The organism is Pedobacter sp. (genome assembly GCF_965279535.1).
Taxonomy (GTDB): domain Bacteria; phylum Bacteroidota; class Bacteroidia; order Sphingobacteriales; family Sphingobacteriaceae; genus Pedobacter.
Map to the genome: position 1 here is coordinate 756,692 of NZ_OZ257244.1, position 25,429 is coordinate 782,120.

A 25,429-nucleotide genomic window follows, 5' to 3' on the forward strand; every position below is an offset into this window, starting at 1 on the left:
TAGGGTATCACTAAATCATGCGTTAACAAACTGAATTAAAACGGTTGGGACGTTTATTTGGTAAAAGGTATTCGGTACTGGGTAATTCGTTTGGGCAATATTTTACAGTATAGTGGTATTAGTTCGCCATAGCGTAGCCATATCCTCCATAGCTGTATTTTTGGTTCTTTTCTCTTTTGGCATCGTTAAATACGACCATTGGATTTTTCAATTTATTGTTGTCGTATATATCTTTTAAAATTGCCAGCTGATACTTATTTGTGTAATTATATCTTACTAAGTAAATACTTACATCGGCATATTCGGCTAAACTAAATGCATCTGCAACCTGTCCTACCGGAGATGTGTCAATAATGATGTAATCAAAACGGTCTTTCAGTTCTTCAAAAAGTATATCCATTTTTGGGCTCATCATTAATTCTGATGGGTTTTCCGGTGATTTGCCACATCCTATTACCGAGATGTGTTTTGAAATTTTAGTTGGTCTGATGATATCATTTAAGAAAACCTTATCATCATTGAGGTATTCGGAAATACCAACGGTTTGTTTCAGGCCTACTTTATTCAGTAAATCTGGTTTTCTTAAATCAAATTCCAAAACAACCACTCTTTTATCCAGCATGGCTAAAGTAGAAGCCAGGTTTATGCTGAAGAAAGTTTTTCCTTCACCTTTCATACTTGATGTTACCAGCATTACTTTGTTCTCTCCATGAGCAGACATCAAGCCTAAGTTCATTCTGATATATCTGAATAATTCAGAAATAGTAGAGCGGTTATCTTTTTGGAAAACAACAGTTCCTTTGTCAGCATTATGCGAAAGCTCACCTAACATTTTTACACCTGTTAGTTCAATCATATTGGCATCTTTTACCTTATTGTTGAACAAACCTTTCACATAGATAAATCCTGCAGGAACCAGGCAGCCAAAAATAAGTCCGCATAGGTATAATAACGGCTGTTTAGGGCTATCCGGAATGGTGTTATAAGCTGGTTTATCGATGATTTGCGAGGTTGGCACGGTAGCCGAAAGTGATAAAGCTGTTTCCTCTCTTTTTTGCAACAAATATTTGTACAAACCTGATTTCACTCCTTGTTCGCGACTTCTTTCAAGTAAACCTCTTTCTATTGTTGGAACAGATTTTATTTTACTGTCATATTGTGAATAATTAGCCCTCAGGTTTCTTCTTTCGATGGCAAATCCTTGTTTAATACTGCTTAAATTCTCGAGAATATTATTTTTAAGATTGGCCAGCTGCTCATTAAGATTAATAACCAATGGATTTTCAGCATTCGCTGTTCTCAGCATCCTGTTTCTTTCAATCTGAAGATCGTTAAATCTGGAAATCAAAGAATTTAAAATCGGATCTTTTAATCCCATTGCACTGGGTGCCAAATCATTTTGGTCCTGTTTGCCCCTGAAGTAATTTTCAACGGTACGGATAAGCCCCATTTGAACAGCAGAAGCTTCTAATTGCTGTGTATATTCGCTGGAACGCGCAGCATTCATTTGCGCATCCATATTAATATCAGTAACCCTGTTTTGTTGCTTATAACTCTCTACATCTTCTTCACCTCCGGTCAAATCATTAACCAGATATTTTAATCTGTTATCAATAAATTTGATGGTATTTCTGGCAATTGCATTCTTATTATTTACATTATTGATGTTGTAAGTGTCGATCAGATCGGTTAATATATCAATTCCACGCTGTGGTATATTATCGTTCATGCTAATGGTGATGGTATTGGCATCCTTTACTACCGGAAGTATTTTCAATTTAACCAAACTGAAAGATTCTGTCATGTTATAAAGGTTTTTGAATTGGATTTTAACCTTACCAAACTCTTTTGCGAAAGCTGGTCCTTTATTAACCTGGATCTGATAATTTTTGCTGTTGATTACCTGACCATATTTATAGATATTGATACTGGTGCTGTCCTGAAAAATGAAAGAGATATCATCTAAATAAGATATATTGATTTTTCTTGCATATGCACCCCTGGTTAAATTGAAGGCATGAATTTTTAAAGGACTGGTTTGACCATAAAGTTCTTTATCCCTTAAGCCTTGCTTTTTAAAGTATGCGGTTTCAAGGTTCAGTTTTTTAAGCACTTTATAAATCAAATCTCTTGATCTTAAAATCTCAATTTCATTGTCTACGGTTTTTACCGTTTGAAACATGTTCAAATCGCTAAAAGCTGTACTGTTAGACATTGCAGAGCCATTTTTATCATCTTGAATTAAAAGTGTACTGCTAATTTTGTATCTGGGAGGAGTAACATATAGGAATGCGTAAATAGATCCTAAACAAATTACAATACTCAATAGAAAGTAAGGCCAGTTTCTGGCAAAGCTTGTTAGTGTTTCTACAAAATCTTTTGCTCCACTATTTGTGCTTGTTGTTGACATAACTATATATTTAAGAAACGTTATCGATTTAATACTGCTGTGATCAGTACAGCTACAGCTGAAATTGAGGCTACTACGACAGGCATCACCCTGGTGCCAGTACTATATTCTATTGCTTTAGATTTATCAGGCTCTACATAAACAATGTCATTTTGTTTAAGGTAAAAGAAAGGCGAATTCATAACGTCCTGTTCGTTTAGATTGAGACGTTTCATTACTCTTCGACCATCTTGCTGACGAATAATCAGCACGTTTTCGCGCTTGCCATAAACAGTCATATCTCCGGCCATTCCTAATGCTTCCAGTAAATTAATGTTGTCTCCCTGAACGGTGAAATTAGATGGGCGGTTAACTTCGCCGATTACGGTAACTTTAAAATTTACGAGTTGAACATCTACCACTGGCTTTTTAACATATTTATCCAGTTCTTTAGAGATCACCCCCTGAGCCTGCTCAATGCTTAAACCCTCTACCCTGATATTACCTGCAACAGGTAAATTGATTGTACCATCTTTAGCTACGCGATATCCTTCTAATTTATAAGAGTTATCAGCACTTGATACTCTGCTATTTACAGCAAACAATACATTTGACTCCTGGTTTAAACTGTTTACCGTTATACTTAAGAGATCATTCTGCTGGATTTTAACTTCCTGACTTTGTATTTTCTCGCCATTTGTTTGTTGAGCCAGATTGCTGAAATAAACAAGGTCTCTTTTAGGAGCGCATGCACTAAATACACATGCATATATAACAAGGAATAACGTTAATTTCTTCATGACTTTTAATATTTAGTTTTGATTCGATTTATTGAGAACTAAGCTAGGTATTAAACAGCCAAGGTGTTAGGCTTTGAAGGGGGTTGTATTTAAATTGTATAAGAATGAAACAACATTTACAGTATTTGAAATATTAACCTAACAAATTATACAGGATTTGTGAATTTTTAAACTCAACTCATGTAAAATGCACTTCATAGTTTTTCAGTCCATATTTGAAGTTTTGGGTTAAAATTTAATTATGCAAATCAAAAATTCTTCCTAAAATCAATTTAACACTTAAAAAAGCTGCTTAATACTACAGAATACTCACCAATTTCACAGGAAATGCGAGCTTTTCACATAAAACGTTTTTGTAATTTCAAAATACTAACTAAAAATCAAATTCACATTACAGCAAACCCTCACTTACAGCAAAAAGGAAACAAAAAGCGCTTCAAAAATACATACAACAGACTTTTTTATGGACCAGCGACTTATCATTGGTTGTAAAAAATTATAGAACCAGGAAAATGTTAACGATAATTTAACTATAGCTTTACAATCCCATGGAAATTTCTGTTCAAAAATTTGGAAGCTTCTAAGAACATACCACTTCTATCAATATTCTGTAAACTATATGTTTACATTCTTAAACTTGAAAAGAGTGGAAAATTGCAGTCATACCCTTCCCTACTAATTCAAATCGTGAGAAACTAACAGGTGAAATCTCATTAATTCCGTAAAAAAAGCACTTTAAGGTTAATATGCCTAAGCTGTAAATGAAAATATACACTTGATCATCAAAAGCGTACAGAGTTGCCTGATCAGCTAGAAAGGCATTATATATTACATATTTTTAAAGCAACTAATAGTGAAATTATGAAAGTAATAATTTATGGAACTGGGAAAATGGCAGAGTTTATCTGTTACTCTTTTACTAACGACAGCGCATATGAGGTAGTGGCTTTTTGCGTAGATGACGATTATGTGCCACCTATTGGTACAACGCTTTTGGGAATACCCATACTAGGCTTAGATGAGATTGTAAAAAGCTTTCCTCCAGAAAACCATAAAATGCATATTGCTATAGGTAGGAACAGCGCCAGAGAAAGCATTTTTAGAAAAGTGAGTGAATTGGGATATGATTTCGCTAACTATATAGCATCCAAAGCAAATATATGGCCCGATTTAATTGTAGGAAAAAATGTATTTATAGACCAATGCTGTGACATACATCCCTTTGTAACCATTGGGGATAATTGTATGCTTATCGGAGCCAGAATTGGACATCACTGCACCATCGAGAATAATGTTCTGCTATCTGGAAATATCCTTGCCGGAAATGTAACAGTGAAAAATAATTCTTTTCTGGGGATAAACTCATCTGTAAAAGAAGATGTTACTATTGGAAGTTATAATATAATAGGAGCCAATATCTTTATCAATAAGCCCACCGAAGATGATGCAATTATTTCTAATGCTGCAACCGCACAACGGGTAGGTAATTCTAAAAGGTTTGTAATGTTTAACAAAAGCTAAACTTATGCTTCTACTCTACTTTGCAAAAAAAGGGAGCCAATTGGCTCCCTTTTTTTATTGGACTTTCGTTGTGCTTCGTTCAGCGCTTCGAGTCAATTGAGTATTAATTCGCTTTAAAACATCGTTAATATCAAAAGGCTTACTGATATAATCATCTGCAAAAGCATCTGCAGCCTTCTGCTCACTGTTATTTTGAGCCGACATCACAATGATCGGAATATGCTTTGTAAAAATATCTGTTTTTAAATCTTCACAAATCTCTGCTCCGTTACCATCTGGCAACATTACATCAAGTAAGAAAAGATCAGGCATCGCATCCTGAATATTTTTCTTTAGCTCTGCGAATGAAGACGAAAGTTGTAATTCATAACCTTCCTCTTTTAAAAGAATTTCAATCACATTTCTAATCTCTTGATCATCTTCTAAAATGTGTATTCGTTTTTTTTCCATATACAAATTATCGTTTTGGTTCTGTTTATAGCTTTCGGGCTATACGATAGTAACAGTAACACCTAAACCCTCTAAATGTTTTACAATTTGTTCAGAAATTCCTTTATCGGTAATAATGTGGTCTATTTCTTCGAGACCGCAGATTTTTCCAAAGCCCCTTTTACCAAATTTTGTAGAATCTGCTAAAACGATTGTTTTTTGTGAAGCATTGATCATCTTACGGTTAAGGTGTGCTTCCATTGCATTCGTAGTAGTTAAACCAAAATCGAGATCAATGCCATCTACACCCAAAAACAACTTATTGAAATAAAAATCCTGTAATACATGCTCTGCATAAGAACCCATAACCGAGGATGAACTTTTTCTAAGTAAACCACCAAGCTGAATTACCTCTATGCTGGGCTCTCTCATTAATTCTAAAGCCACATTCAGCGCAGATGTAACCACTGTCAAATTAGCACCAGAAGTGATATTTTTAGCAAAATATAAAACAGTAGTACCACTTGCAATTGCGATTGAGTCATTATCGTTCAATAATGCAGCGGCAGCAGCCCCTATTTTATTCTTTTCTGTAGACTGGATTTTTTCTTTTTCATTTACTGGCCGGTCTACCGTGTAAGGATTATTCATGGTGGCACCACCATGTGTTCTAAACAAGAGGTTCTTATCTTCTAAGAGTTTTAAATCCTTTCTTATGGTTACAGAAGATACTTTCAATTCCTTGCATAAATCAACCACATTAATATATTGATCCCTTTGCAGGCGATTAAGGATAAACTGATGCCTTTCAGCTAAATTCATCATGAGCTTTTAATAATTATCGGTATCGCAAAATAGCAAATAAAGTAATTAAGAAAATCCATTTGTAGAAATATTTAATATTTTTTTAACGTAGATATTATATTATTTCGATAATGATTACTTATAATTGCGTATTGTTTCGTTTTATTACATTTATATTTAAATGAAAAGATTAAATAACCAGGAGATTATTTCAGATACCGAGTGGGATATGATCATTATCGGAGGTGGTGCAACCGGATTAGGCACCGCATTAGATGCCGCAAGCAGAGGCTTAAAAACCCTGCTTGTCGAACAATCTGATTTTGCAAAAGGAACCTCGAGCAGAAGTACCAAATTGGTGCATGGTGGTGTACGTTACCTGGCTCAGGGCGATATTGCATTGGTTAAACACGCACTGAAGGAAAGAGGCCTATTAGAGCAAAACGCTAAACACCTGGTTAAAAAAGAAGAATTCTTAATCCCATGTTACAGTTGGTTCTCCATATCAAAATACCTCATAGGACTAACCCTATATGATTGGCTTTCTGGCAAATACAGCTTTGGAAAATCTAAGTTCTTTAATAAAAAAGAAACCCTGCTTAAGATGCCAGGCATTAAAGCGAAAGGATTAAAGGGAAGTATCCGTTACTATGATGGAAAATTCGATGATGCCAGACTGGCCATAAACATCGCTCAAACCGCGGTAGAATATGGTGCTACCCTTCTGAATTACACCAAGGTTATAGCGCTTAATAAATCAGAAAACGGGCAAATTACAGGCATAAAAGCAGAAGATATGCTTACAGGAGTGATAAACGAGTTTAAGGGCAAGGTGGTTATCAATGCAACTGGTGTATTTGTAGATGACATCTTAAAAATGAGCAACCCACGCTCTAAAAAACTGGTAAGACCTAGCCAGGGCGTACATATAGTGTTGGAAAAAAGCTTCTTAAACAGCGATTCTGCGCTTATGATCCCAAAAACTTCGGATGGAAGGGTGCTATTTGCAGTTCCATGGCATGAACATCTTTTGGTAGGTACAACCGATACCCCCCTTGATGAACACAGTTTAGAACCCAGGGCATTAACGACAGAAATAGACTTTATCTTAAAAACAGCAGGCATGTACCTCAATAGAAAACCCGCTTATGAAGATATCCTCAGTGTTTTTTCGGGATTAAGGCCATTGGCTGCTCCAACCAATGGTGAAGGAAACAGTACGAAAGAAATTAGTCGTGATCATAAATTGATGGTTTCGGCAAAGGGACTCATAACCATAACCGGAGGCAAATGGACCACATACCGTAGAATGGCAGAAGAAACAGTTGACCTGGCCATTGCACATGCAACTTTAAAAGCGAAAGCATGTGTAACTACAAATTTACGGATACATGGCTGTGTAGAGCAGCAGGGCGATGAATATCTGGACATATACGGATCAGATAAAATCCATATCCGGCAATTAATGACAGAAAAGCCTGAATGGGCTGAAAAAATCCTGCCTGGTTTCCCATATGTAGCTGCAGAGGTAATCTGGATAGCCAGAAATGAAATGGCCGAAACCATTGAAGATGTATTGAGCCGCAGGTTAAGAATTTTGTTCATTGATGCACAGGCGGCGAAGAATATGGCTCCAAAAGTTGCTTCCCTCCTAGCAAAAGCGTTACATGCCGATCAGGATTGGGAAAACGATCAACTGGAAAAATTTAATAAATTAGCCGACGGCTATATCTACAAATCGAAAAGTGAAGCTCAAAAAGTAGTACTGGCTCAATAATACCTAACCAAATCATTCAATTCTATGCATAAATATATTATGGCTCTTGATCAGGGAACCACGAGTTCAAGAGCAATTATTTTCAATCACAATGGAGAAATTTTAGCCATAGCCCAACGAGAATTTACGCAAATTTACCCTCAGGCAGGTTGGGTAGAACATGATCCATTGGAGATTTGGTCTACACAAATAGCCGTAGCAGCCGAAGTTATTGTAAAAGCAAATTTAAAAGCCTCGGATATTAATTCTATCGGGATTACCAACCAAAGGGAAACTACTGTGGTTTGGGACAGGGAAACCGGAGTTCCGATTTACAATGCCATTGTTTGGCAGGACCGCAGAACTTCTGATTATTGCGACGAAATCAGGCAAAAAGGATTGGCTCCAATGATCCAGGAGAAGACCGGTTTAATTATAGATTCATATTTTTCGGCTACTAAAGCCAGGTGGATCCTCGAAAATGTAGCTGGTGCTAAAGAAAAAGCTGCCGCTGGCAAACTGGCGTTTGGAACCATTGACAGTTGGTTAATCTGGAAATTAACTGCAGGAAAAACACATGTTACAGATGTTACCAATGCTTCGCGAACCATGCTTTACAACATCAATACCTTATCATGGGATGATGAGTTGCTGGATTTATTTGGCATACCCAAAAACATGCTGCCAGAAGTAAAATCATCCAGTGAAGTTTATGGTGAAACAGCAGGAAATATTCTGGCAGCCAAAATTCTCATTGCAGGTATTGCCGGAGATCAGCAATCTGCACTATTTGGCCAGATGTGCACAGAAACAGGCATGGTAAAAAACACTTATGGTACAGGTTGCTTTATGTTAATGAACATTGGTGACGCACCAAAGATCTCGTCTAATAACTTACTGACAACCATTGCCTGGAAAATTAAAGACCAGGTAAATTACGCATTGGAAGGCAGTATCTTTATTGGAGGTGCAGTAGTTCAATGGCTTAGAGATGAAATGGGACTGATTTCCAAATCTGCTGATGTAGAAACACTGGCGCAGAAAGTAAAGGATACTGATGGGGTTTATGTAGTACCTGCATTTGCAGGCTTGGGTGCCCCGCACTGGGACCAGCATGCCCGCGGAACAATAACCGGTTTAACACGGGGAACAAACAAATCTCATATCGCAAGGGCTGCTTTAGAAAGTATTGCTTATCAAACAATGGATGTACTTAAAGCCATGGAAGCTGATGCAGGTGTAAATATTGCGGAATTGCGTGTTGATGGTGGGGCAACTGCAAACAACCTGCTCATGCAGTTTCAGGCCGACTTACTGGCTTGTAAAGTAATCCGACCAGAAGTAACAGAGGTAACTGCCATAGGTGCTGCCTATCTTGCCGGCTTGGCCACGGGTTTTTGGGAAAGTATTGATCAGATCCGTTCTCAATGGAAAGTAAACAAAACCTTTATTGCAGAGCCAGGCATCGATAATAAGGCAAGAATTAAGGGCTGGAACAGGGCTGTAAAAGCTGCAAGAGTAAATGCTGAAGATTAATAACGCTAATTAAATATTATCATGACCGAATTTATCGCAGAACTTATTGGTACCGCCTTGCTTATCCTTTTAGGTAATGGCGTTGTAGCAAATGTGGTTTTAAAAGAAACCAAGGGGAATAACAGTGGATGGATAGTAATCACAACCGCCTGGGCATTAGCTGTTTTTGTTGGTGTGGTAATTGCAGCGCCCTACAGCGGGGCTCATTTAAATCCTATTGTAACGCTGGCACTCGCCATAGCGCAAAAGTTCGATTGGATAAAAGTTCCTTATTACATTTTAGCTCAGTTATGTGGCGCTATAATTGGTTCTTTCCTGGTATGGCTGATGTATAAAGATCACTTCGATGCCACAGAAGATCAGGGCTTAAAGGCAGCTCCGTTTGCCACTTCTCCAGCCATAAGAAACCTAAAATCGAACCTTTTATCTGAAATTATCGGAACGTTTGTATTGATTTTCGTTATTTTCTATTTCACCAATGCAGAAATGGGTACCGATAAAACGCCAATTGGTTTGGGCTCACTAGGGGCTATCCCTGTGGCTTTCCTGGTATGGGTAATCGGTTTAGCGCTTGGTGGCACCACCGGATATGCCATTAACCCTGCCCGTGATTTAGGACCCAGAATTGTTCATGCCATAATCCCTATGAAAGGTAAAGGCAGTAGCGACTGGGGATACGCCTGGGTACCGATTGTGGGTCCCGTAATTGGGGCAACTTTAGCGGCCCTACTCTACCTGGCACTCAACATCTAAATAAAATAAAGCTATAAAAACCTTATCCTCACCGATAAGGTTTTTATGATTTTATCGCAGTTATAAATTAGAAAAGCGCTAGGGATTGAAGTCAAAAATATTTACATTTGAAAAAGGGCACTTGAAAGCGCCATTTAATTTTCTAACTAAATATTTCAGCCCTTGCAAGCGTTTTTCCTCGTCATCGATACTGAAACTTCTGGTTTACCTAAAAACTGGCAAGCTCCTTATGCTGAAACAGATAACTGGCCATACATTATCCAAATTGCCTGGATAATTTACAACCAAAATCATGAAGAAGTAAAGCGGGAAAATCATTTTATCTACTATAAAAATATCGATATAGCTGAATCTGCTACGGCCATTCATCAGATTACTGCTGACTTCCTAATCAAAAATGGTGAGGATAAACAGACTGTATTAAACTTACTGATCAGTGATTTAAGCACCTATAAACCTTTGGTTATCGGACATTTTGTGGCATTCGATCTCCAGATGCTGAATGTTGAGTTTTACAGATTGGGGCAAACCAATGCATTAAATACCTTATCGTATTTTTGTACCATGATGGCCAGCACGCCATTTGTTCGTAACCCGAAAATAGCGCAGTTGAAATTAAACGAATTTTATATTGAGTTATTTAATGAAGTGCCAAAACAAATCCATAACGCGCTTGCTGACGCCATTCTAACAGCCAGAATATTCTTTTATCTTTTGAAAGCAAACCTTGTAGAACGGTTTCAATCCAATGCAGAAATCATGGAAGCACAAACTTCCAAACCTTCAGTAAAAACCTTATCTTCGAGAAGTACCCTATTACGCCTGCTTTCTATATTTTTCTATGGATGAAAAAATAACATTCCTTCAATCTACCCCTCCATTTAACCTGCTAACCGAAGCGGAGCTTTTACAGCTTAGCCAGCCGATTGAAACTTCATCGTACGAACGCGATGATGTACTTCATCACCAAAACCATCAAAAAATAAAGGGCATAGAAGTCATTGTAAAGGGAAGCTTTGAAACCTTCTTTTTAGATAATAAAAATGAAAAACGCAGGATAGAGATTTATCGACCCGGGGAAATAATTGGTGGTGTTTCTATTTTATTCAACAAAAGAAAACCCTTAAAAACAGTTGTGGCTTTAGAAGATAGCGTTACCTATTTTATCCCCAGAAAAGACTTCAAAAAACTGTGCACTGAAAATGAAGACTTTTTCGAATATTTTGCGAATGATTTTGGGAAGCGAATGCTTGATGAAGAATATGCGCATTTTTACAAGAGCAATATTTCATCCCAAGACAATTTCTTACTTGTTGATCAGCTTTATTCGACCAAAATCGGTGATATCACATACAAAAAAGTGGTAAGCTGTGCACCTTCTACCCCTATTTTCGAAGCCGCTTTAAAGATGGCTGAAAATAAAACGAGTTGTTTGTTTATAGAAGAATCTCCTCAAAAATTTATTGGTTTTGTAACGGATATCACCCTAAGGGATAAGGTAATTGGCAGAAGGTTAAATGCCGATCTTCCTATAAGCGAAGTTATGGATGAGCACATTGTATCTATCAGTACCCAAGCTTATGTATATGAAGCTGTGCTGATGATGTTCAGCAGCAAATCTCGTTACTTATTGGTTAAAAATGAAGCGCAGATTGTTGGCTTTTTGAGCAGAAACAGGCTCTTAAGCGAGCAGGCACAATCGCCATTGGTTTTCATTCAATCGGTAAAATCGGCTGTAGATACTGCAGATTTAAAACGAAAATGGGAAAAAGTGCCGGGTATTGTTTCCCAATTGCTGAGCAGAGGGGTGCATGCAGAAATTGTGAATGAAGTAGTTACAACCATTGCTGATACCATATCTACCAAGATAATTGAAGAAGTAATTAAACGATTGGGGCCGCCTCCGGCAAAATTTGTTTTTATGGTTCTAGGAAGTGAAGGCAGAAAGGAATTAAGCCTTAAAACAGATCAGGACAATGCTATTATTTACGAGGATACTTCTGCTGATAAGCGGGCTGCAGTTAGAAGTTACTTTTTAGACTTTGCTGGTCAGGTATCAGATAAACTCAATGCAGTAGGCTTTGTGTATTGCAAGGGTGATTATATGGCATCCAACCCAAACTGGACACATTCTCTGGAACATTGGAAATACAATTATAAAAGCTGGATTGAGGAGGCACTTCCGGAAGCTGCAGTAAAATTTGCTGCTTTCTTTGATTGCCGCGCGATTTATGGTGATCTGGAGCTCATGGAAGAACTGCGAACTTTTGTAGATCAGGAGTTGCAACAACCTATAGAAAAGTTTTATGTTTATTTAGCTAAGAATGCTCTGCAATACGAACCACCACTAACGTATTTTAGAAATATCAAAACTCAAAAGGTAGCCCAAAAAGAGGTATTCGACATTAAAACGGCGATGACGCCCATTGTAGATCTGGTTCGGGTATATGCATTACAAAATAGAATATTCCAAAAAGAAAACACCGGCGAAAGACTAAAGGTGCTGAAAAATTTAAATGTGTTTACCGAGCAACAGTTTAATGAACTGATGCAGTCTTATTACTATTTGATGGGCTTAAGATTGAAACATCAGGCCGATCAGATTAACAATCACATTGAACCTGATAATTTCATTGAGATTAACTCCCTTACCAAAATTGAAAAAGTAACATTAATAGAGATTTTCAAAACCATTCAAAACTTTCAGAGTGGGATAAAGATACGCTTCACGAACAGCTTAGGTTAAAAGTTAATTTTAAATTGTGCTGAGGTATTGCGAATGTTTAAAGACTTTAATAACTTTAGGTATCACCTCCTATTTATATCATTATTAACACATCAACCTATCTTAAAAAATTAGAAAAATGGGAAAATTTGTAATCACCAAACGAAGTAATGGAGAATTTCAGTTCAATCTTAAAGCAGGAAATGGCCAAACCATATTAACCAGCGAAGGTTATTCAGCCAAATCGAGTTGTGAAAATGGAATTGAATCGGTAAAGAAAAACGCGCAGGATGATACTAAATTCGAGAAGAAAACTTCAACCAATGGCAAGTATTATTTCAGTTTAAAAGCCACCAATGGCCAAATTATCGGATCAAGCGAAATGTACGAAAGCGTTTCGGCGAGAGATAATGGAATTGAATCTGTGAAGAAAAATGCGCCAGACGCAGAGACTGACGATCAATCATAAGAGCATAAAAAAAGGGAACCAAATGGTTCCCTTTTTCAATATGATTATCGCCTAAGCGAAAATTTCTATTTTACTGCATCAATTACAGCTTTGAAAGCTTCTGGGTGATTCATTGCTAAATCAGCCAATACTTTACGGTTTAAACCGATTTCTTTAGAAGCTAGTTTACCGATCAATTGAGAGTAAGAAATACCGTGCTGACGAGCACCTGCATTGATACGTTGGATCCATAATCCGCGGAATTCTCTTTTCTTAACTTTACGGTCACGGTAAGCATATTGCAAACCTTTTTCTACTGTGTTTTTAGCAACAGTATAAACCTTACTTCTTGCACCCCAATAGCCTTTGGCTAAATTAAGGATTTTCTTTCTTCTTCTTCTCGAAGCTACTGCGTTTACCGAACGTGGCATGTTGTTGTTGTTTTTTGGTAAGCGGCGCCCTTAATTAAAAGGAACTTTAATGGCCTGATACCTGGTGAATTAATAAATTACTTTCCGATACAAAGCATACGTTTAACGTTACCTGAATCTGCATCAGTTACGATGCTAGCATGACCTAGGGCACGTTTACGTTTAGTACTCATCTTAGTTAAGATGTGACTTTTGTATGCATTGTTTCTTTTGATTTTACCTGTTCCAGTAAGCGAAAAACGCTTTTTAGCACTGGAATTGGTTTTCATTTTTGGCATAACCTGTTTTTTAATTTATAAACCTATTTTTATTTTTTTGCAACTTTTGGCGCAACTGTTAAGAACATACGTTTACCTTCTAATTTCGGTAACAATTCTACTTTCCCAACATCTTCAAGTGCCTGAGCAAATTTTAACAATAAAATTTCACCCTGTTCCTTGTAAACAATTGCTCTACCTTTAAAATGCACATAAGCTCTAACTTTCTCACCGTTCTCTAAGAAGCTAATGGCATGTTTTAATTTAAATTGAAAATCGTGGTCGTTGGTATTAGGACCGAAACGAATTTCTTTAATAACAGTTTGTTTAGCATTTGCTTTAATCTCCTTTTGCTTTTTCTTCTGCTCGTAAACAAACTTGCTATAATCAATTATTCTACAAACAGGAGGAACTGCATTTGGAGAAATCTCCACTAAATCCAACTCCAGTTCATCAGCAAGTGCCAAAGCTTTAGCCAAAGGATAAATTCCTGGCTCAACATTATCGCCAGCTAAACGCACTTCGGGCGATTTAATAAACTGATTAATGTTATGCTCTGCTTCTTTTTTCTTAAAAGGTGGACGTGGCCCCCTGTTAAATCCTGGTCTTCCTAATGCCAAATTTGTATTAATTTAATTTTTTAAACTGTTATTTCTTTTATTAATAAATTGTTGAACTCTTCCAACGTCATTTCGCCTAAATCTCCCTCACCATGTTTACGCACTGAAACTTTACCTTCAGCCATCTCTTTATCGCCTATAATAAGCATGTAAGGGATTTTTTTAACCTCTGCATCGCGAATTTTGCGACCAATTTTCTCATCACGGAAGTCAATCAGCCCGCGAATATCGGAATTATTTAGTTCATCTAAAACTTTTTTTGCATATTCTTCATATTTTTCTGAAATCGGAAGAATGATAAACTGTTCAGGACTTAACCACAATGGGAAGTTACCGGCACAGTGTTCAATCAATACAGCAATAAAACGCTCAAGTGATCCAAACGGAGCCCTGTGTATCATTACAGGTCTGTGCTTCTGGTTGTCGCTACCTGTATATTCAAGTTCAAATCGTTCAGGCAAGTTATAATCTACCTGGATAGTTCCCAACTGCCATTTTCTGCCCAAAGCATCTTTCACCATGAAATCCAGTTTTGGACCATAGAAAGCTGCTTCACCATATTCAACAACTGTATTTAAACCTTTCTCTGCCGCTGCTTCAATTATCGCATTTTCAGAAAGCTTCCAATTCTCATCAGAACCGATGTATTTGGCTTTGTTTTCAGGATCGCGTAATGAAACCTGTGCAGTATAATTATCGAATCCTAATGATTTGAATACATATAGCACCAAATCAATTACTTTTTTGAACTCTTCTTTTACTTGCTCTGGCATACAGAATAAGTGGGCATCATCCTGAGTAAAGCCACGAACACGGGTTAAGCCATGTAATTCGCCACTTTGTTCATAACGATAAACGGTACCAAATTCTGCAAAACGCACCGGAAGATCCTTGTAAGAACGCGGTTTAGTTTTATAAATCTCGCAGTGGTGCGGGCAGTTCATTGGTTTTAAGAAAAACTCTTCTCCTTCTTGCGGGGTTTTAATTGGCTGGAAAGAATCCTTGCCATACTTTTCCCAGTGACCAGAAGTTACATAAAGATTTTTATGACCGATATGTGGCGTTACCACTTGTTCATATCCTGCCTTGGCCTGCGCTTTGGTTAAGAAATTAACTAAACGCTCGCGCAAAGCAGTCCCTTTTGGTAACCACAACGGCAAGCCCATTCCTACTTTCTCAGAGAAAGCAAAAAGCTCCAGTTCTTTACCTAGTTTACGGTGATCACGCTTCTTAGCTTCTTCAATCATTTGAAGATACTCGGTAAGCTCACTTGCTTTAGGGAAAGTTACACCATATATACGGGTTAGCTGTTTTTTAGTTTCATCTCCACGCCAGTAAGCACCAGCTACATTCATTAATTTTACAGCTTTTACGAAACCTGTATTGGGAATATGTGGGCCGCGGCATAAATCTGTAAACTGACCTTGTGTATAGAAAGTAATCTTTCCATCTTCTAAGCCATCAATTAAATCAAGTTTATACTCATCACCTTTTTCGGTAAAATATTTAATGGCATCGGCTTTACTTACACTTTCCCTGGTGAAAGTTTCCTTTTGCTTGGCCAGTTCAATCATTTTAGCTTCTATAGCCTTGAAATCATCTGAAGAGAATTCTTTATCGCCAAAGTCTACATCGTAGTAAAAGCCAGTTTCAATAGCCGGGCCAATTCCGAATTTAGTACCTGGATACAAAGCCTCCAGCGCCTCTGCCATTAAGTGAGCAGATGAATGCCAGAAAGTTGATTTACCAGCAGCGTCATTCCAGGTTAACAATTTAACCGATGAATCTGACTCAATTGGTCTGGTTGAATCCCAAACTTCTCCATTAACTTCTGCAGCTAATACGTTACGGGCTAAGCCCTCGGAAATGGATAATGCAATTTGATGGGCGGATGTGCCCTTTTCGTACTGACGAACAGAGCCGTCAGGTAAAGTAATGTTAATCATCTACAACTATGATTTTGTCTTCTATTTGTTAAAATTTACAGACGGTTATAAAAAAAAGTTAGTTCTAAATCACATACCACGTGATTTGTAATTGTCGCGAAGATAAGCAAATTATTGGAAATGGAGAAGAGTTGGGAGTTGGGAGGTTGGAGTTGGGAGTAAAGAGTAGAGAGTAAAGACCCCAACTACGAGATTAGTACGGGATAACTATGACTCATGTATGGCTCATCTACGGGTTATCCCCGGCTGAAGCATGGATCAGGAATGGATTGTGCTTTATCCACTTATAGCTACATCAGTAGCCAATTGGACTTGGATGCAGCATAAAAAAACCTGCTCAATTTACATCAAGCAGGCATAATATTGTTACCAGGATTATTTATTGTCCCATAATCATTACTCTTCCGCCACCAAAATTTCCGCGAGGCCTATTTTGTCTCATGCGTTTCATCATGTTTTCCATTTTAGTCTGGTATTCCTCCTGTGTAATTGGTTTAGCCTTTTTAGGTGCGGTTACGTCTTTTGCACTTACTCCTCTGTAATCAATACTGGTCGCTATTGAGCGGTTTCCCCTGCCCTCTATTGCTAAAACAGCACCTTCTGTCCACATATTTGGATTTGGAGAGAAATTGAACCCTAAATCATTGGTATACCAGATCCGGGTTTCTTCAGTTACTTCTCTATCAATATCTAAAAGCTTGATTGAACGGGTTGATTTCACAATTACCTGATGACAAGTAAAACCAATAATCTGCCTGGTTGAATCTGTTTTAACGATCTCAATTTTTGGGGGTGCTACAGGCTTAGGCTTAGTGGTATCTCCGGGAGCTCCTCCACCCATTCTAAATGAAGTAACAGGCCCTGCCGTAGATAAGGTTAACTTGCTTGGCATAAAATACGTGGTATCATTCAGATCGAAAACTTCTGTCAGACTTTTATCCGCAAAAACATAATAATATTCGCGGTTACCACCTGCTCCACCAAAACGCATCATCATTCTACCTGCACCGCCACCACCACCACCAGCGCCGTTGCTGTCTTCAATTTCCTCCACTGGCATATAGCTTGCATTGGTTGCTGTAAACAGCAATTCGAAATTAGACTTGCTTGAAGAAGGCATCCTGGCCTTCATTTGGTCAGTTAGTTGAAAACCGCTAGCTGCAGCCATTGCAGCAGGGTCTACAGTTACTTCGAATTGTATTGCTCCAGAACTTTTTTTCTGTGCAGTTGCTACAGAAACCATAGAGCATACGCCCAATAAAGCGAATAATATTTTTTTCATTGCTATTGATTTTGTCGTGTTAGGTACTGTTATCTAAAAGACTTAGATTGAAAAGAAATAAAATGGTTTAAGCAAAGTTATTATAGTTCTAACACAAAGGCCGTTAAAAAGTGTTAAATAACTGCTGTTCAGACGTAAAATATTGGTTAATATTCGGTACTTTCCAGCCAGCCGTTGGTTAACACATCTGCAATATGCATGGTTTTAATGGCGATGTTATTTTTCTCAATATATCCTTGAAGGTGCAGCAAACAGGACAAATCGGTTGAGATGATATAATCAGCGTTTTGTGCCAGGGCATGATTCACTTTCTGTTCGGCCATGGCTGATGAAATGGCATCGAATTTTACCGCAAAAGTACCACCAAAGCCACAGCACATATCTGTGTCTTCCATTTCAATCATCTCCAAACCATGAACTTTAGATAATAACTGACGGGGTTCATCTTTGATTTTGCATTCGCGCAGGGCGCTACATGAATCATGATAAACCGCTTTTCCTTCCAGTTCTGCCCCAAAGTAATCTTTCTTCGCAACATTCACTAAAAAATCAGATAGTTCCCAGATATTGGACTGTAAACTGCGGCACTTATTATGCACAATTGTATTGGTAAACAGATCGTTATAACCACTTTTAATCATACCTACACAAGAGGCCGATGGTGCTACTACATAGGTATTTTCGGTAAAATCGCTAAGGAATTTTGTACCCACCTGCTTGGCTTCATCCCAGTAGCCCGCATTATAGGCTGGCTGACCGCAGCAGGTTTGTTTGGAGTTGTAGCTTACCACACAGCCCGATTTTTCTAACAATCGTAGCGTGTTAAAGGCCGTTTCCGGATATAACTGATCTACAAAACATGGGACAAACAACTCTACTTTCATTTAGGGTAGTAAATTTATTAAGGAATGAACAGCTTCTGACTGAAATAACAATTAAGCCTGCAAAGCTACATCTTTAGTTTCTTTAGGTTCAACTTTTAGTACAAAAAGAAGAAATAACAGGCCGATTATAAAGAAAACGGCAATAGCTACAACAGAATTGCGCATGCTTCCGGTAATTTCTTCAATATATCCGAAACTAAACATTCCAAATACCAAAGCTACCTTTTCTGCAACATCGTAAAAACTGAAGTAAGAGGTGTGGTCAGGACTCTCCTGAGGTAAAAACTTGGAATAAGTTGAACGGGAGAGTGATTGAATTCCACCCATTATTAAACCTACAATGGCTGCAAGAAGGTAAAATTGCATTTCCGTGTGGATGAAGTATCCATAAACGCAACACCCAATCCAGATAATCACAACACCAATTAAGACCTTAACATTTCCAAAAACGTTTTTGGCCAGGTATGACATCAGCATCGCTCCCGGTATAGCGATTACCTGTAACAATAATATGGTGGCAATTAATTTCTCTGTAGGCAGGTGGAGTTCCTTTTCTCCAAAAATTGTAGCCATTAACATAACGGTTTGCACCCCCATAGAATAAAAGAAGAAAGCAAAAAGCAACCTTTTAAGGTGTTTCATGGTTTTAACCTGTTTCCAAACCTTCTGAAGTTCCTTAAAACCACTGGTCATGATATTGCTTTTAGCCGTTTTAAAATTTGGACTGCCCTTTGGAAGGTTTCGAAAGGGAATTTGTGCAAAGCCCATCCACCACAAACCCACCAGTAAGAAGGAGATTCTTGCTGGCAATGCCTTACCTTCAGGAGTATCCGGTATACCGAAAGCACCAGGAAAAAATACGATTATGAAACAAAGTATCTGAAGGATAACGCTGCCTATGTACCCATAGCTGAACCCTTTTGCACTTACACCATCCTGGCGATCGGGTGTAGCAATTTCGGGCAGATACGAATTATAAAACACCAGGCTACCCCAAAAACCAATTGCAGCAAGAATGAAGAAAACTATACTTATCTGCAATGTATTTAAGGTGAAGAAATACAACAAGCAGCAGGCAATGCCACCGAGGTAGGTAAACATTTGCATAAAAATTCGCTTGTTTCCCCGGGTATCTGCAATGGCAGACAAAATGGGCGAAGCTATGGCTATCACTAAAAATGCAAAAGCCATGGCATAGCTGTACAAAGATGAATTAACAAACTTATGCCCTAAAAAGGTAACATAATCAACGGTTTGATCATCCTTATCGGAAGTGATAGCGGAATAGTATGCCGGAAAAATTGTTGAAGTAATAACCAGGTTATAGGCGGAATTCGCCCAATCAAAGAAGGCCCAGGAACGAATGGTTTTCTTATTATTTTTTTCTATCATTTTTTTGAGAATGACGCTATTTGTTTGGTTTAACTGTTGAATTGCTTAACTGTTTAAAGCGAACAGAAAACTTTTAGCTGGAAACCGGTCTAAAGATAATACTTCTTACCATCAGTTTTAATTTTGCCTGCATCTAATAATTCACGGATGGCGTCAAGTCTTTCATTTTCAGATCCATTTTTGATACCTGAGATAAGTTCATCCAGGGTTAATGGGTTCTGTTGCAACAAGGAGGCTATTTCGTAATCGATTTCATCCTCTACTCCTGCTGCTGTTTCATTTTTCTTTTCTGCAATACACACATCACACACGCCACATTTGGTAGCATTGGGTTCATCGAAATAAGCCAATAACTGAACGCTTCTACAGGAACCGGACATTGTGTAGCCTACTACAGCTTCAATCTGTTTCAGTAAAATTTCTTTCCTGAGCGATAGGTATTTCACATCCAGATCAAAATGATCCATATCTACCCTGGCCCTTACATATTGCAGCTGTGGCTGATCGGTTTGCTGAATATAGTTTAACAAATCAATGGCCTGGAGTTTATTTAAAACCGCGATTACATCTTTATAAGAGGCTCCTGTTTTCTTTGCGATATCGGCTTCGCTAATTTTAACAAAACCATCAAAAGCACCTCCATGTGATCGTAATATGGTTTTGATGAGTGAATCGTAAGCCCTGTTTTCAATCTGGAAACGATAAACATCTTCGTGGCTTGCGGTAAACATTAATCTTGAGGGTAAAAACACACTTTCTGATAGCGTAATGTATCCATCGTGCTCCAGAAACTTTAAACCAGATAATGTTTTTAACACACTAATATTAAATCTTTTACAAAAGTCAGCTACATCAAACGTAAAGGTAAGCCCCTCGCCTGCTCCAAAAGCTAGCTGAAAGTAGTTACCGAGGTAATGGTATATTTTTCTGATCTCATCAGGACTCGGGAAGCTATCAATATACCTGCTTTCCAGTCCTTCGACATCAGCTTGATTGGCCAATAATACAGCATAGCTTTTTTTCTCATCCCGACCTGCCCTTCCAGCTTCCTGATAATAGGCTTCAAGGCTCTCTGGTAAGTCCAGGTGAACTACGAAACGAACATCAGCCTTGTCAATCCCCATACCAAAAGCATTGGTAGCCACCATAATCCTGGTTTTATTTTGCTTCCAGTCTTCCTGTTTTTTAAAACGGCTATCTCTTTCCAGTCCGGCGTGGTAAAAATCGGCCTTAATCTGATTGCGAATTAAAAAGTTGGCCACCTCTGCGGTTTCCCTCCTGTTGCGCACATAAACCAGCCCAGTGCCTTTTACATTATTGCAGATTTCAATTAGTTTTTTATATTTATCTTCCTTATTAAAAACCACATAGCTTAAGTTATCTCTTGCAAAGCTTTTAACAAAAATCTGGGGATCTTTCATTTCCAGTTTTTCTACAATATCTTGTCGCACAAAAGCTGTAGCAGTTGCTGTAAGTGCCAAAACAGGTACATCTGGTAATATCTCGCGGAGTTTTGCAATTTGCTGATAAGGCGGGCGGAAATCATATCCCCACTGGGAAATACAATGCGCCTCATCTACGGCGATGAGATTTACATTCATGTATGATATCCTGGTTCTTACTAAATCAGAGAGTAGCCGTTCTGGTGAGAGGTATAGAAATTTTATTTTACCATAGATGCAGTTATCAAGCAAAATATCGATCTCTCGTTTACCCATGCCGGCGTAAATGGCTATGGCTTCTATTCCTTTGGCTTTAAGGTTTTCTACCTGATCTTTCATCAGGGCAATTAATGGGGAAACCACAATACAAATACCCTCTTTTACCAGGGCGGGAACTTGAAAACAGATTGATTTTCCGCCGCCGGTAGGCAAAAGAGCCAGACTATCCTTCCCATCAAGTGCGGAAGTAATAATCTCTTGCTGTAAGGGCCTGAAAGCGGGATATCCCCAATACTTTTGTAAAATCTCTATTGCTGTCATAAATCGGCGGTATCAAAACTATAAAAAACCTGCTGATATTGCTAAATTGCGGCAGATTTAATCATCATTTAATGAAGTCACGCTACATCCTACCCGCACTCTCGCTATTATTTTTAACCGCTACCGCTCAAGAAAAAAAATGGGATATTGAAAAATATCAGGGCACAACCAAGAATTTCACCTTAAATACTGACGAAGGTACCTGGATGAATCTGGATGTGAGTCCGGATGGGCAGGAAATTGTTTTTGATCTCTTGGGAGACATTTATACCATGCCAGTTTCGGGCGGCATAGCTAAATTAGTGAGTGGTGGCATAGCCTGGGATGTTCAGCCGCGTTTTAGTCCTAATGGAAAATACATTTCCTACACCAGCGATAAGAGTGGCGGCGACAATATCTGGATTATGAACCGGGATGGTGCCGAAAAAAAACAAATTACAAAGGAAAGCTTCAGGTTATTGAACAACGCTACCTGGATGCCCAACAGTGAATATATTATTGCCCGGAAGCACTTTACAGCATCTCGCTCTTTAGGGGCAGGAGAAATGTGGATGTACAGCATTAATGGTGGCGATGGTGTTCAACTTACCAAGCGCAAGAATGACCAGCAGGATGCCGGAGAACCTAATGTATCTCCTGATGGCAGATTCCTTTATTTTAGCGAAGATGTTACCCCTGGGCCTAATTTCGAATATAGCAAAGATCCGAACGGTACCATTTATGCCATTCGCCAATTGGATTTAACTACGGGAAGGCTGACTACCCTGATAAACGAACAAGGAGGCGCCTGCCGTCCGCAAGTTTCGCCTGATGGCAATTTGATTGCCTTTGTAAAAAGAGTTAGATTGAAATCTACCTTATACGTTCAAAACCTTAAAACTGGCGAAGAGTGGCCGGTAAATGAAGATTTATCGCACGACCAACAGGAAACCTGGGCTATTTTTGGTGTTTATCCGAATTTTGCCTGGACACCTGACAGCAAAAGCCTGATATTTTACGCGAAAGGAAAAATAAGAAAAACAGAAATTGCGAGCTTAATCAACACAGAGATTCCATTCCAGGCTAATACCATACAAACCGTACAAAAAGCTTTACATTTTGAGCAGCAGGTTTTTAGCGATGAGTTTAATGCTAAAATGTTGCGTCAGCTGGTAACTTCTCCTGATGGTAAAACAATCGTATTTAATGCGGCTGGTTTTCTATATAAGCAAGAACTTCCGGGAGGAACGCCTCAACGGTTAACTACAGGTTTAGATTTTGAATTTGAGCCTGCTTTTAGTCCGGATGGCAAATACGTTGTTTTCACAACCTGGAACGATGAGCTTCGGGGCGCGATTAAGCGGGCAGATCTAAAATCGGGCAAATTAATTACGCTAAGTGATGAAAAAGGCTTTTACTATTCGCCGCAATACGCTACCAAAGGTGATAAAATTGTTTTCAGAAAAGGTAGTGGTAATGATGTTTTAGGTTACAATTATGGCCGGGGCACCGGAATTTTTATTATGCCGGCTAATGGGGGTACTAAAACACTGGTTTCTGACAATGGTATCCGTCCGCAGTTTAATAACACCGATACCAGAATATATTTCCAAAGCTATGCTGATGGAAAAAAAGCCCTTAAAAGTATCGATTTAAACGGCGCCAATGAACGTACGCACTTTACCTCACAATATGCCAATCAGTTTGTCATCAGTCCAGACAATAAATGGCTGGCTTTTAATGAGCTGTTCAATGTGTATATCACGCCCATGATTAATATTGGAACTGCACAGGATGCCTCCGCCGGAAATAAAGCCATTCCGGTTACTAAGGTTACTACCGATGGGGGAACTTATATCCAATGGAGTGCAGACAGCAAAAACCTTCATTGGACCCTGGGACCAAAATATTTTACAATAGCAGTTGATGAGGCTTTTAATTTTGATGGAAAAACACCTAAAGCCCAGGCTACGGGTACCGATATTAATTTAGTACTGAAATCAGACCTTCCTACGGGTATTGTGGCTTTGAAAGGAGCCCGCATCATTTCAATGAAGGGTGATGAGGTGATAGAAAAAGGTACAATTCTTACCGATGGCAATAAGATTACAGCGATTGGTAAGGATGATGCAGTAACCATTCCTGCTAATGCTAAGGTGATTGATGTACAAGGCAAAACCATTATGCCCGGAATTATTGATGTGCATGCACATTTGCGTACAAGTCCAGATGGAATTACACCACAAAGTGACTGGAGCTACATGGCTAACCTGGCTTTTGGGGTAACCACTTCCCATGATCCATCAAGCAATACAGAAATGGTTTTCAGCCAAAGTGAAATGCTTAAAGCAGGTAGATTAATTGGTCCGCGTGTGTATTCTACAGGATCTATTTTATATGGAGCGGATGGCGATTTTAAAGTGGTGATTAACAGTTTGGATGATGCTTTAGCTAACTTAAGAAGGTTGAAAGCAGTGGGTGCATTTTCGGTAAAATCTTACAACCAGCCACGGAGAGAACAACGTCAACAGATTTTAGAAGCTGCACGGCAGTTGAAAATGGAGGTGGTACCTGAAGGTGGATCTACCTTTTTCCACAACATGAATATGATTGCTGATGGCCATACAGGTATTGAACACAGTATCCCGGTATTACCTGTTTATAAGGATGTGACCACACTTTGGAACAATACAGAGGTGGCCTATACGCCTACTTTAATTGTGGCTTACGGTGGCCAATGGGGTGAGAACTATTGGTACGACAGAACGAACGTTTGGGAGAATGAAAAACTGATGAGCTTTACACCTCGCTCGATTATCGATTCGAGAGCCAGACGCAGAACTACTTCAGAATACAGTGATTATAACCACATTGATATTGCGAAAGCGACGAAACAGATTGCTGATGGTGGTACAAAGGTAAATTTAGGTGCACATGGTCAAATTCAAGGCTTAGGTGCACACTGGGAACTCTGGATGATGGTACAAGGTGGTTTTTCTCCTTTACAGGCTATTAGAAATGCCACTTTGAATGGTGCAAGCTATTTAGGTATGAACAAAGATATCGGTTCTTTAGAGGTAGGTAAACTCGCCGATTTAGTAATTATGGATGCCAATCCTTTGGATGATATCCGTAATTCGGAAAAAATAAAATATGTAATGATTAATGGTCGATTGTATGACAGTGCTACTATGAACGAAGTTGGAACAAGAGAAAAACTTCGCGGCAAATTGTGGTTCGAAAATGCAAGAGGCAATGGCTACATTGTTCCAAACGGAGATTCAGAAACCTGGACGTATACGGTTCCGCATTGTGATTAGGGATTAATGTGTGAATGAGTGAGTTTTGAATGACTGAATGTTAATAGCAAACGTCCCATTCAATCATTCACTCATTCACTCATTCTCTCATTCTCTAATTCAATAATTCAATGCGTGAATGAGTGAGTTTTGAATGACTGAATGTTAATAGCAAACGTCCCATTCAATCATTCAC

Annotated in this window: 20 protein-coding genes; 8 read left to right on the top strand and 12 right to left on the bottom strand. The window is 38.5% G+C overall.

Annotated features, from left to right (window positions below):
• Positions 1–118: 118 nt before the first annotated feature.
• Entirely contained in the window at positions 119–2,410 is a 2,292-nt protein-coding gene (locus ACQY77_RS02890; protein ID WP_421939490.1) for a GumC family protein, read from the bottom strand.
• Between the two features lie 20 nt (positions 2,411–2,430).
• Complete coding sequence (locus ACQY77_RS02895; protein WP_421939489.1) at positions 2,431–3,189, bottom strand: polysaccharide biosynthesis/export family protein; 759 nt, start codon at positions 3,187–3,189, stop codon at positions 2,431–2,433.
• Positions 3,190–4,050: 861 nt separating this feature from the next.
• Between ACQY77_RS02895 and ACQY77_RS02900 the strand changes: the two genes are divergently transcribed.
• Positions 4,051–4,710 carry a hypothetical protein gene (locus ACQY77_RS02900; protein WP_421939488.1) on the top strand — a complete coding sequence of 220 codons (660 nt, stop codon included), beginning with the start codon at positions 4,051–4,053 and terminating at the stop codon, positions 4,708–4,710.
• A gap of 54 nt (positions 4,711–4,764) precedes the next feature.
• Here ACQY77_RS02900 and ACQY77_RS02905 read toward each other — a convergent pair whose 3' ends face one another.
• On the bottom strand, positions 4,765–5,160 hold the full coding sequence (locus ACQY77_RS02905) for a response regulator transcription factor (RefSeq protein WP_421939487.1): 396 nt from the start codon (positions 5,158–5,160) through the stop codon (positions 4,765–4,767).
• Positions 5,161–5,199: 39 nt separating this feature from the next.
• Positions 5,200–5,964 carry a DeoR/GlpR family DNA-binding transcription regulator gene (locus ACQY77_RS02910; RefSeq protein WP_421939486.1) on the bottom strand — a complete coding sequence of 255 codons (765 nt, stop codon included), beginning with the start codon at positions 5,962–5,964 and terminating at the stop codon, positions 5,200–5,202.
• A gap of 160 nt (positions 5,965–6,124) precedes the next feature.
• Between ACQY77_RS02910 and ACQY77_RS02915 the strand changes: the two genes are divergently transcribed.
• From ACQY77_RS02915 to ACQY77_RS02940, 6 genes are all read left to right on the top strand, one after another.
• Positions 6,125–7,720 carry a glycerol-3-phosphate dehydrogenase/oxidase gene (locus tag ACQY77_RS02915; protein WP_421939485.1) on the top strand — a complete coding sequence of 532 codons (1,596 nt, stop codon included), beginning with the start codon at positions 6,125–6,127 and terminating at the stop codon, positions 7,718–7,720.
• Between the two features lie 24 nt (positions 7,721–7,744).
• Positions 7,745–9,235 carry a glycerol kinase GlpK gene (gene glpK, locus ACQY77_RS02920; protein ID WP_421939484.1) on the top strand — a complete coding sequence of 497 codons (1,491 nt, stop codon included), beginning with the start codon at positions 7,745–7,747 and terminating at the stop codon, positions 9,233–9,235.
• A 21-nt stretch (positions 9,236–9,256) separates the two neighbouring features.
• Positions 9,257–9,988, top strand: coding sequence for an MIP/aquaporin family protein (locus ACQY77_RS02925; protein ID WP_421939483.1), 732 nt, complete (start codon positions 9,257–9,259; stop codon positions 9,986–9,988).
• 162 nt (positions 9,989–10,150) lie between these two features.
• Positions 10,151–10,837, top strand: coding sequence for an exonuclease domain-containing protein (locus ACQY77_RS02930; protein WP_421939482.1), 687 nt, complete (start codon positions 10,151–10,153; stop codon positions 10,835–10,837).
• Positions 10,830–12,734, top strand: a complete 1,905-nt coding sequence (locus ACQY77_RS02935; protein ID WP_421939481.1) for a DUF294 nucleotidyltransferase-like domain-containing protein — start codon at positions 10,830–10,832, stop codon at positions 12,732–12,734. The genes ACQY77_RS02930 and ACQY77_RS02935 overlap by 8 nt, the downstream gene beginning before the upstream one ends.
• 118 nt (positions 12,735–12,852) lie before the next feature.
• Positions 12,853–13,182 carry a YegP family protein gene (locus ACQY77_RS02940; protein WP_421939480.1) on the top strand — a complete coding sequence of 110 codons (330 nt, stop codon included), beginning with the start codon at positions 12,853–12,855 and terminating at the stop codon, positions 13,180–13,182.
• A gap of 65 nt (positions 13,183–13,247) precedes the next feature.
• On the opposite strand, the gene rplT is transcribed toward ACQY77_RS02940, so the two are convergent.
• The 8 genes from rplT to ACQY77_RS02980 all read right to left on the bottom strand — a co-directional run bounded on the left by rplT (position 13,248) and on the right by ACQY77_RS02980 (position 21,955).
• Positions 13,248–13,592 (bottom strand): 50S ribosomal protein L20, encoded by a 345-nt coding sequence (gene rplT / locus ACQY77_RS02945; protein ID WP_025144714.1) that lies wholly within the window; start codon positions 13,590–13,592, stop codon positions 13,248–13,250.
• Positions 13,593–13,669: 77 nt separating this feature from the next.
• Entirely contained in the window at positions 13,670–13,870 is a 201-nt protein-coding gene (gene rpmI / locus ACQY77_RS02950) for a 50S ribosomal protein L35 (RefSeq protein ID WP_090882274.1), read from the bottom strand.
• Between the two features lie 29 nt (positions 13,871–13,899).
• Entirely contained in the window at positions 13,900–14,469 is a 570-nt protein-coding gene (gene infC / locus ACQY77_RS02955) for a translation initiation factor IF-3 (protein ID WP_421939479.1), read from the bottom strand.
• Between the two features lie 20 nt (positions 14,470–14,489).
• Entirely contained in the window at positions 14,490–16,415 is a 1,926-nt protein-coding gene (gene thrS / locus ACQY77_RS02960) for a threonine--tRNA ligase (RefSeq protein WP_421939478.1), read from the bottom strand.
• 379 nt (positions 16,416–16,794) lie between these two features.
• Complete coding sequence (locus ACQY77_RS02965; RefSeq protein ID WP_421939477.1) at positions 16,795–17,697, bottom strand: hypothetical protein; 903 nt, start codon at positions 17,695–17,697, stop codon at positions 16,795–16,797.
• A 146-nt stretch (positions 17,698–17,843) separates the two neighbouring features.
• Positions 17,844–18,581 carry a (Fe-S)-binding protein gene (locus ACQY77_RS02970; protein WP_421939476.1) on the bottom strand — a complete coding sequence of 246 codons (738 nt, stop codon included), beginning with the start codon at positions 18,579–18,581 and terminating at the stop codon, positions 17,844–17,846.
• Between the two features lie 51 nt (positions 18,582–18,632).
• The gene (locus ACQY77_RS02975) at positions 18,633–19,973 is read right to left on the bottom strand and encodes an MFS transporter (RefSeq protein ID WP_421939475.1); all 1,341 of its coding nucleotides are present in this window, start codon (positions 19,971–19,973) and stop codon (positions 18,633–18,635) included.
• 89 nt (positions 19,974–20,062) lie between these two features.
• Entirely contained in the window at positions 20,063–21,955 is a 1,893-nt protein-coding gene (locus ACQY77_RS02980) for a RecQ family ATP-dependent DNA helicase (protein ID WP_421939474.1), read from the bottom strand.
• 71 nt (positions 21,956–22,026) lie between these two features.
• Between ACQY77_RS02980 and ACQY77_RS02985 the strand changes: the two genes are divergently transcribed.
• On the top strand, positions 22,027–25,254 hold the full coding sequence (locus tag ACQY77_RS02985) for an amidohydrolase family protein (RefSeq protein ID WP_421939473.1): 3,228 nt from the start codon (positions 22,027–22,029) through the stop codon (positions 25,252–25,254).
• Positions 25,255–25,429: the final 175 nt, after the last annotated feature.

Excerpts from the sequence above, each read along its gene's own strand:
- ACQY77_RS02905 (WP_421939487.1), bottom strand. The coding sequence starts at position 5,160 with ATGGAAAAAAAACGAATACACATTTTAGAAGATGATCAAGAGATTAGA.
- rplT (WP_025144714.1), bottom strand. The coding sequence starts at position 13,592 with ATGCCACGTTCGGTAAACGCAGTAGCTTCGAGAAGAAGAAGAAAGAAA.
- ACQY77_RS02890 (WP_421939490.1), bottom strand. The coding sequence starts at position 2,410 with ATGTCAACAACAAGCACAAATAGTGGAGCAAAAGATTTTGTAGAAACA.
- thrS (WP_421939478.1), bottom strand. The coding sequence starts at position 16,415 with ATGATTAACATTACTTTACCTGACGGCTCTGTTCGTCAGTACGAAAAG.
- ACQY77_RS02915 (WP_421939485.1), top strand. The coding sequence starts at position 6,125 with ATGAAAAGATTAAATAACCAGGAGATTATTTCAGATACCGAGTGGGAT.
- ACQY77_RS02970 (WP_421939476.1), bottom strand. The coding sequence starts at position 18,581 with ATGAAAGTAGAGTTGTTTGTCCCATGTTTTGTAGATCAGTTATATCCG.
- rpmI (WP_090882274.1), bottom strand. The coding sequence starts at position 13,870 with ATGCCAAAAATGAAAACCAATTCCAGTGCTAAAAAGCGTTTTTCGCTT.
- ACQY77_RS02985 (WP_421939473.1), top strand. The coding sequence starts at position 22,027 with ATGAAGTCACGCTACATCCTACCCGCACTCTCGCTATTATTTTTAACC.
- ACQY77_RS02900 (WP_421939488.1), top strand. The coding sequence starts at position 4,051 with ATGAAAGTAATAATTTATGGAACTGGGAAAATGGCAGAGTTTATCTGT.
- glpK (WP_421939484.1), top strand. The coding sequence starts at position 7,745 with ATGCATAAATATATTATGGCTCTTGATCAGGGAACCACGAGTTCAAGA.
- ACQY77_RS02975 (WP_421939475.1), bottom strand. The coding sequence starts at position 19,973 with ATGATAGAAAAAAATAATAAGAAAACCATTCGTTCCTGGGCCTTCTTT.
- ACQY77_RS02910 (WP_421939486.1), bottom strand. The coding sequence starts at position 5,964 with ATGATGAATTTAGCTGAAAGGCATCAGTTTATCCTTAATCGCCTGCAA.
- ACQY77_RS02965 (WP_421939477.1), bottom strand. The coding sequence starts at position 17,697 with ATGAAAAAAATATTATTCGCTTTATTGGGCGTATGCTCTATGGTTTCT.
- ACQY77_RS02980 (WP_421939474.1), bottom strand. The coding sequence starts at position 21,955 with ATGACAGCAATAGAGATTTTACAAAAGTATTGGGGATATCCCGCTTTC.
- ACQY77_RS02925 (WP_421939483.1), top strand. The coding sequence starts at position 9,257 with ATGACCGAATTTATCGCAGAACTTATTGGTACCGCCTTGCTTATCCTT.
- ACQY77_RS02940 (WP_421939480.1), top strand. The coding sequence starts at position 12,853 with ATGGGAAAATTTGTAATCACCAAACGAAGTAATGGAGAATTTCAGTTC.
- ACQY77_RS02895 (WP_421939489.1), bottom strand. The coding sequence starts at position 3,189 with ATGAAGAAATTAACGTTATTCCTTGTTATATATGCATGTGTATTTAGT.
- ACQY77_RS02935 (WP_421939481.1), top strand. The coding sequence starts at position 10,830 with ATGGATGAAAAAATAACATTCCTTCAATCTACCCCTCCATTTAACCTG.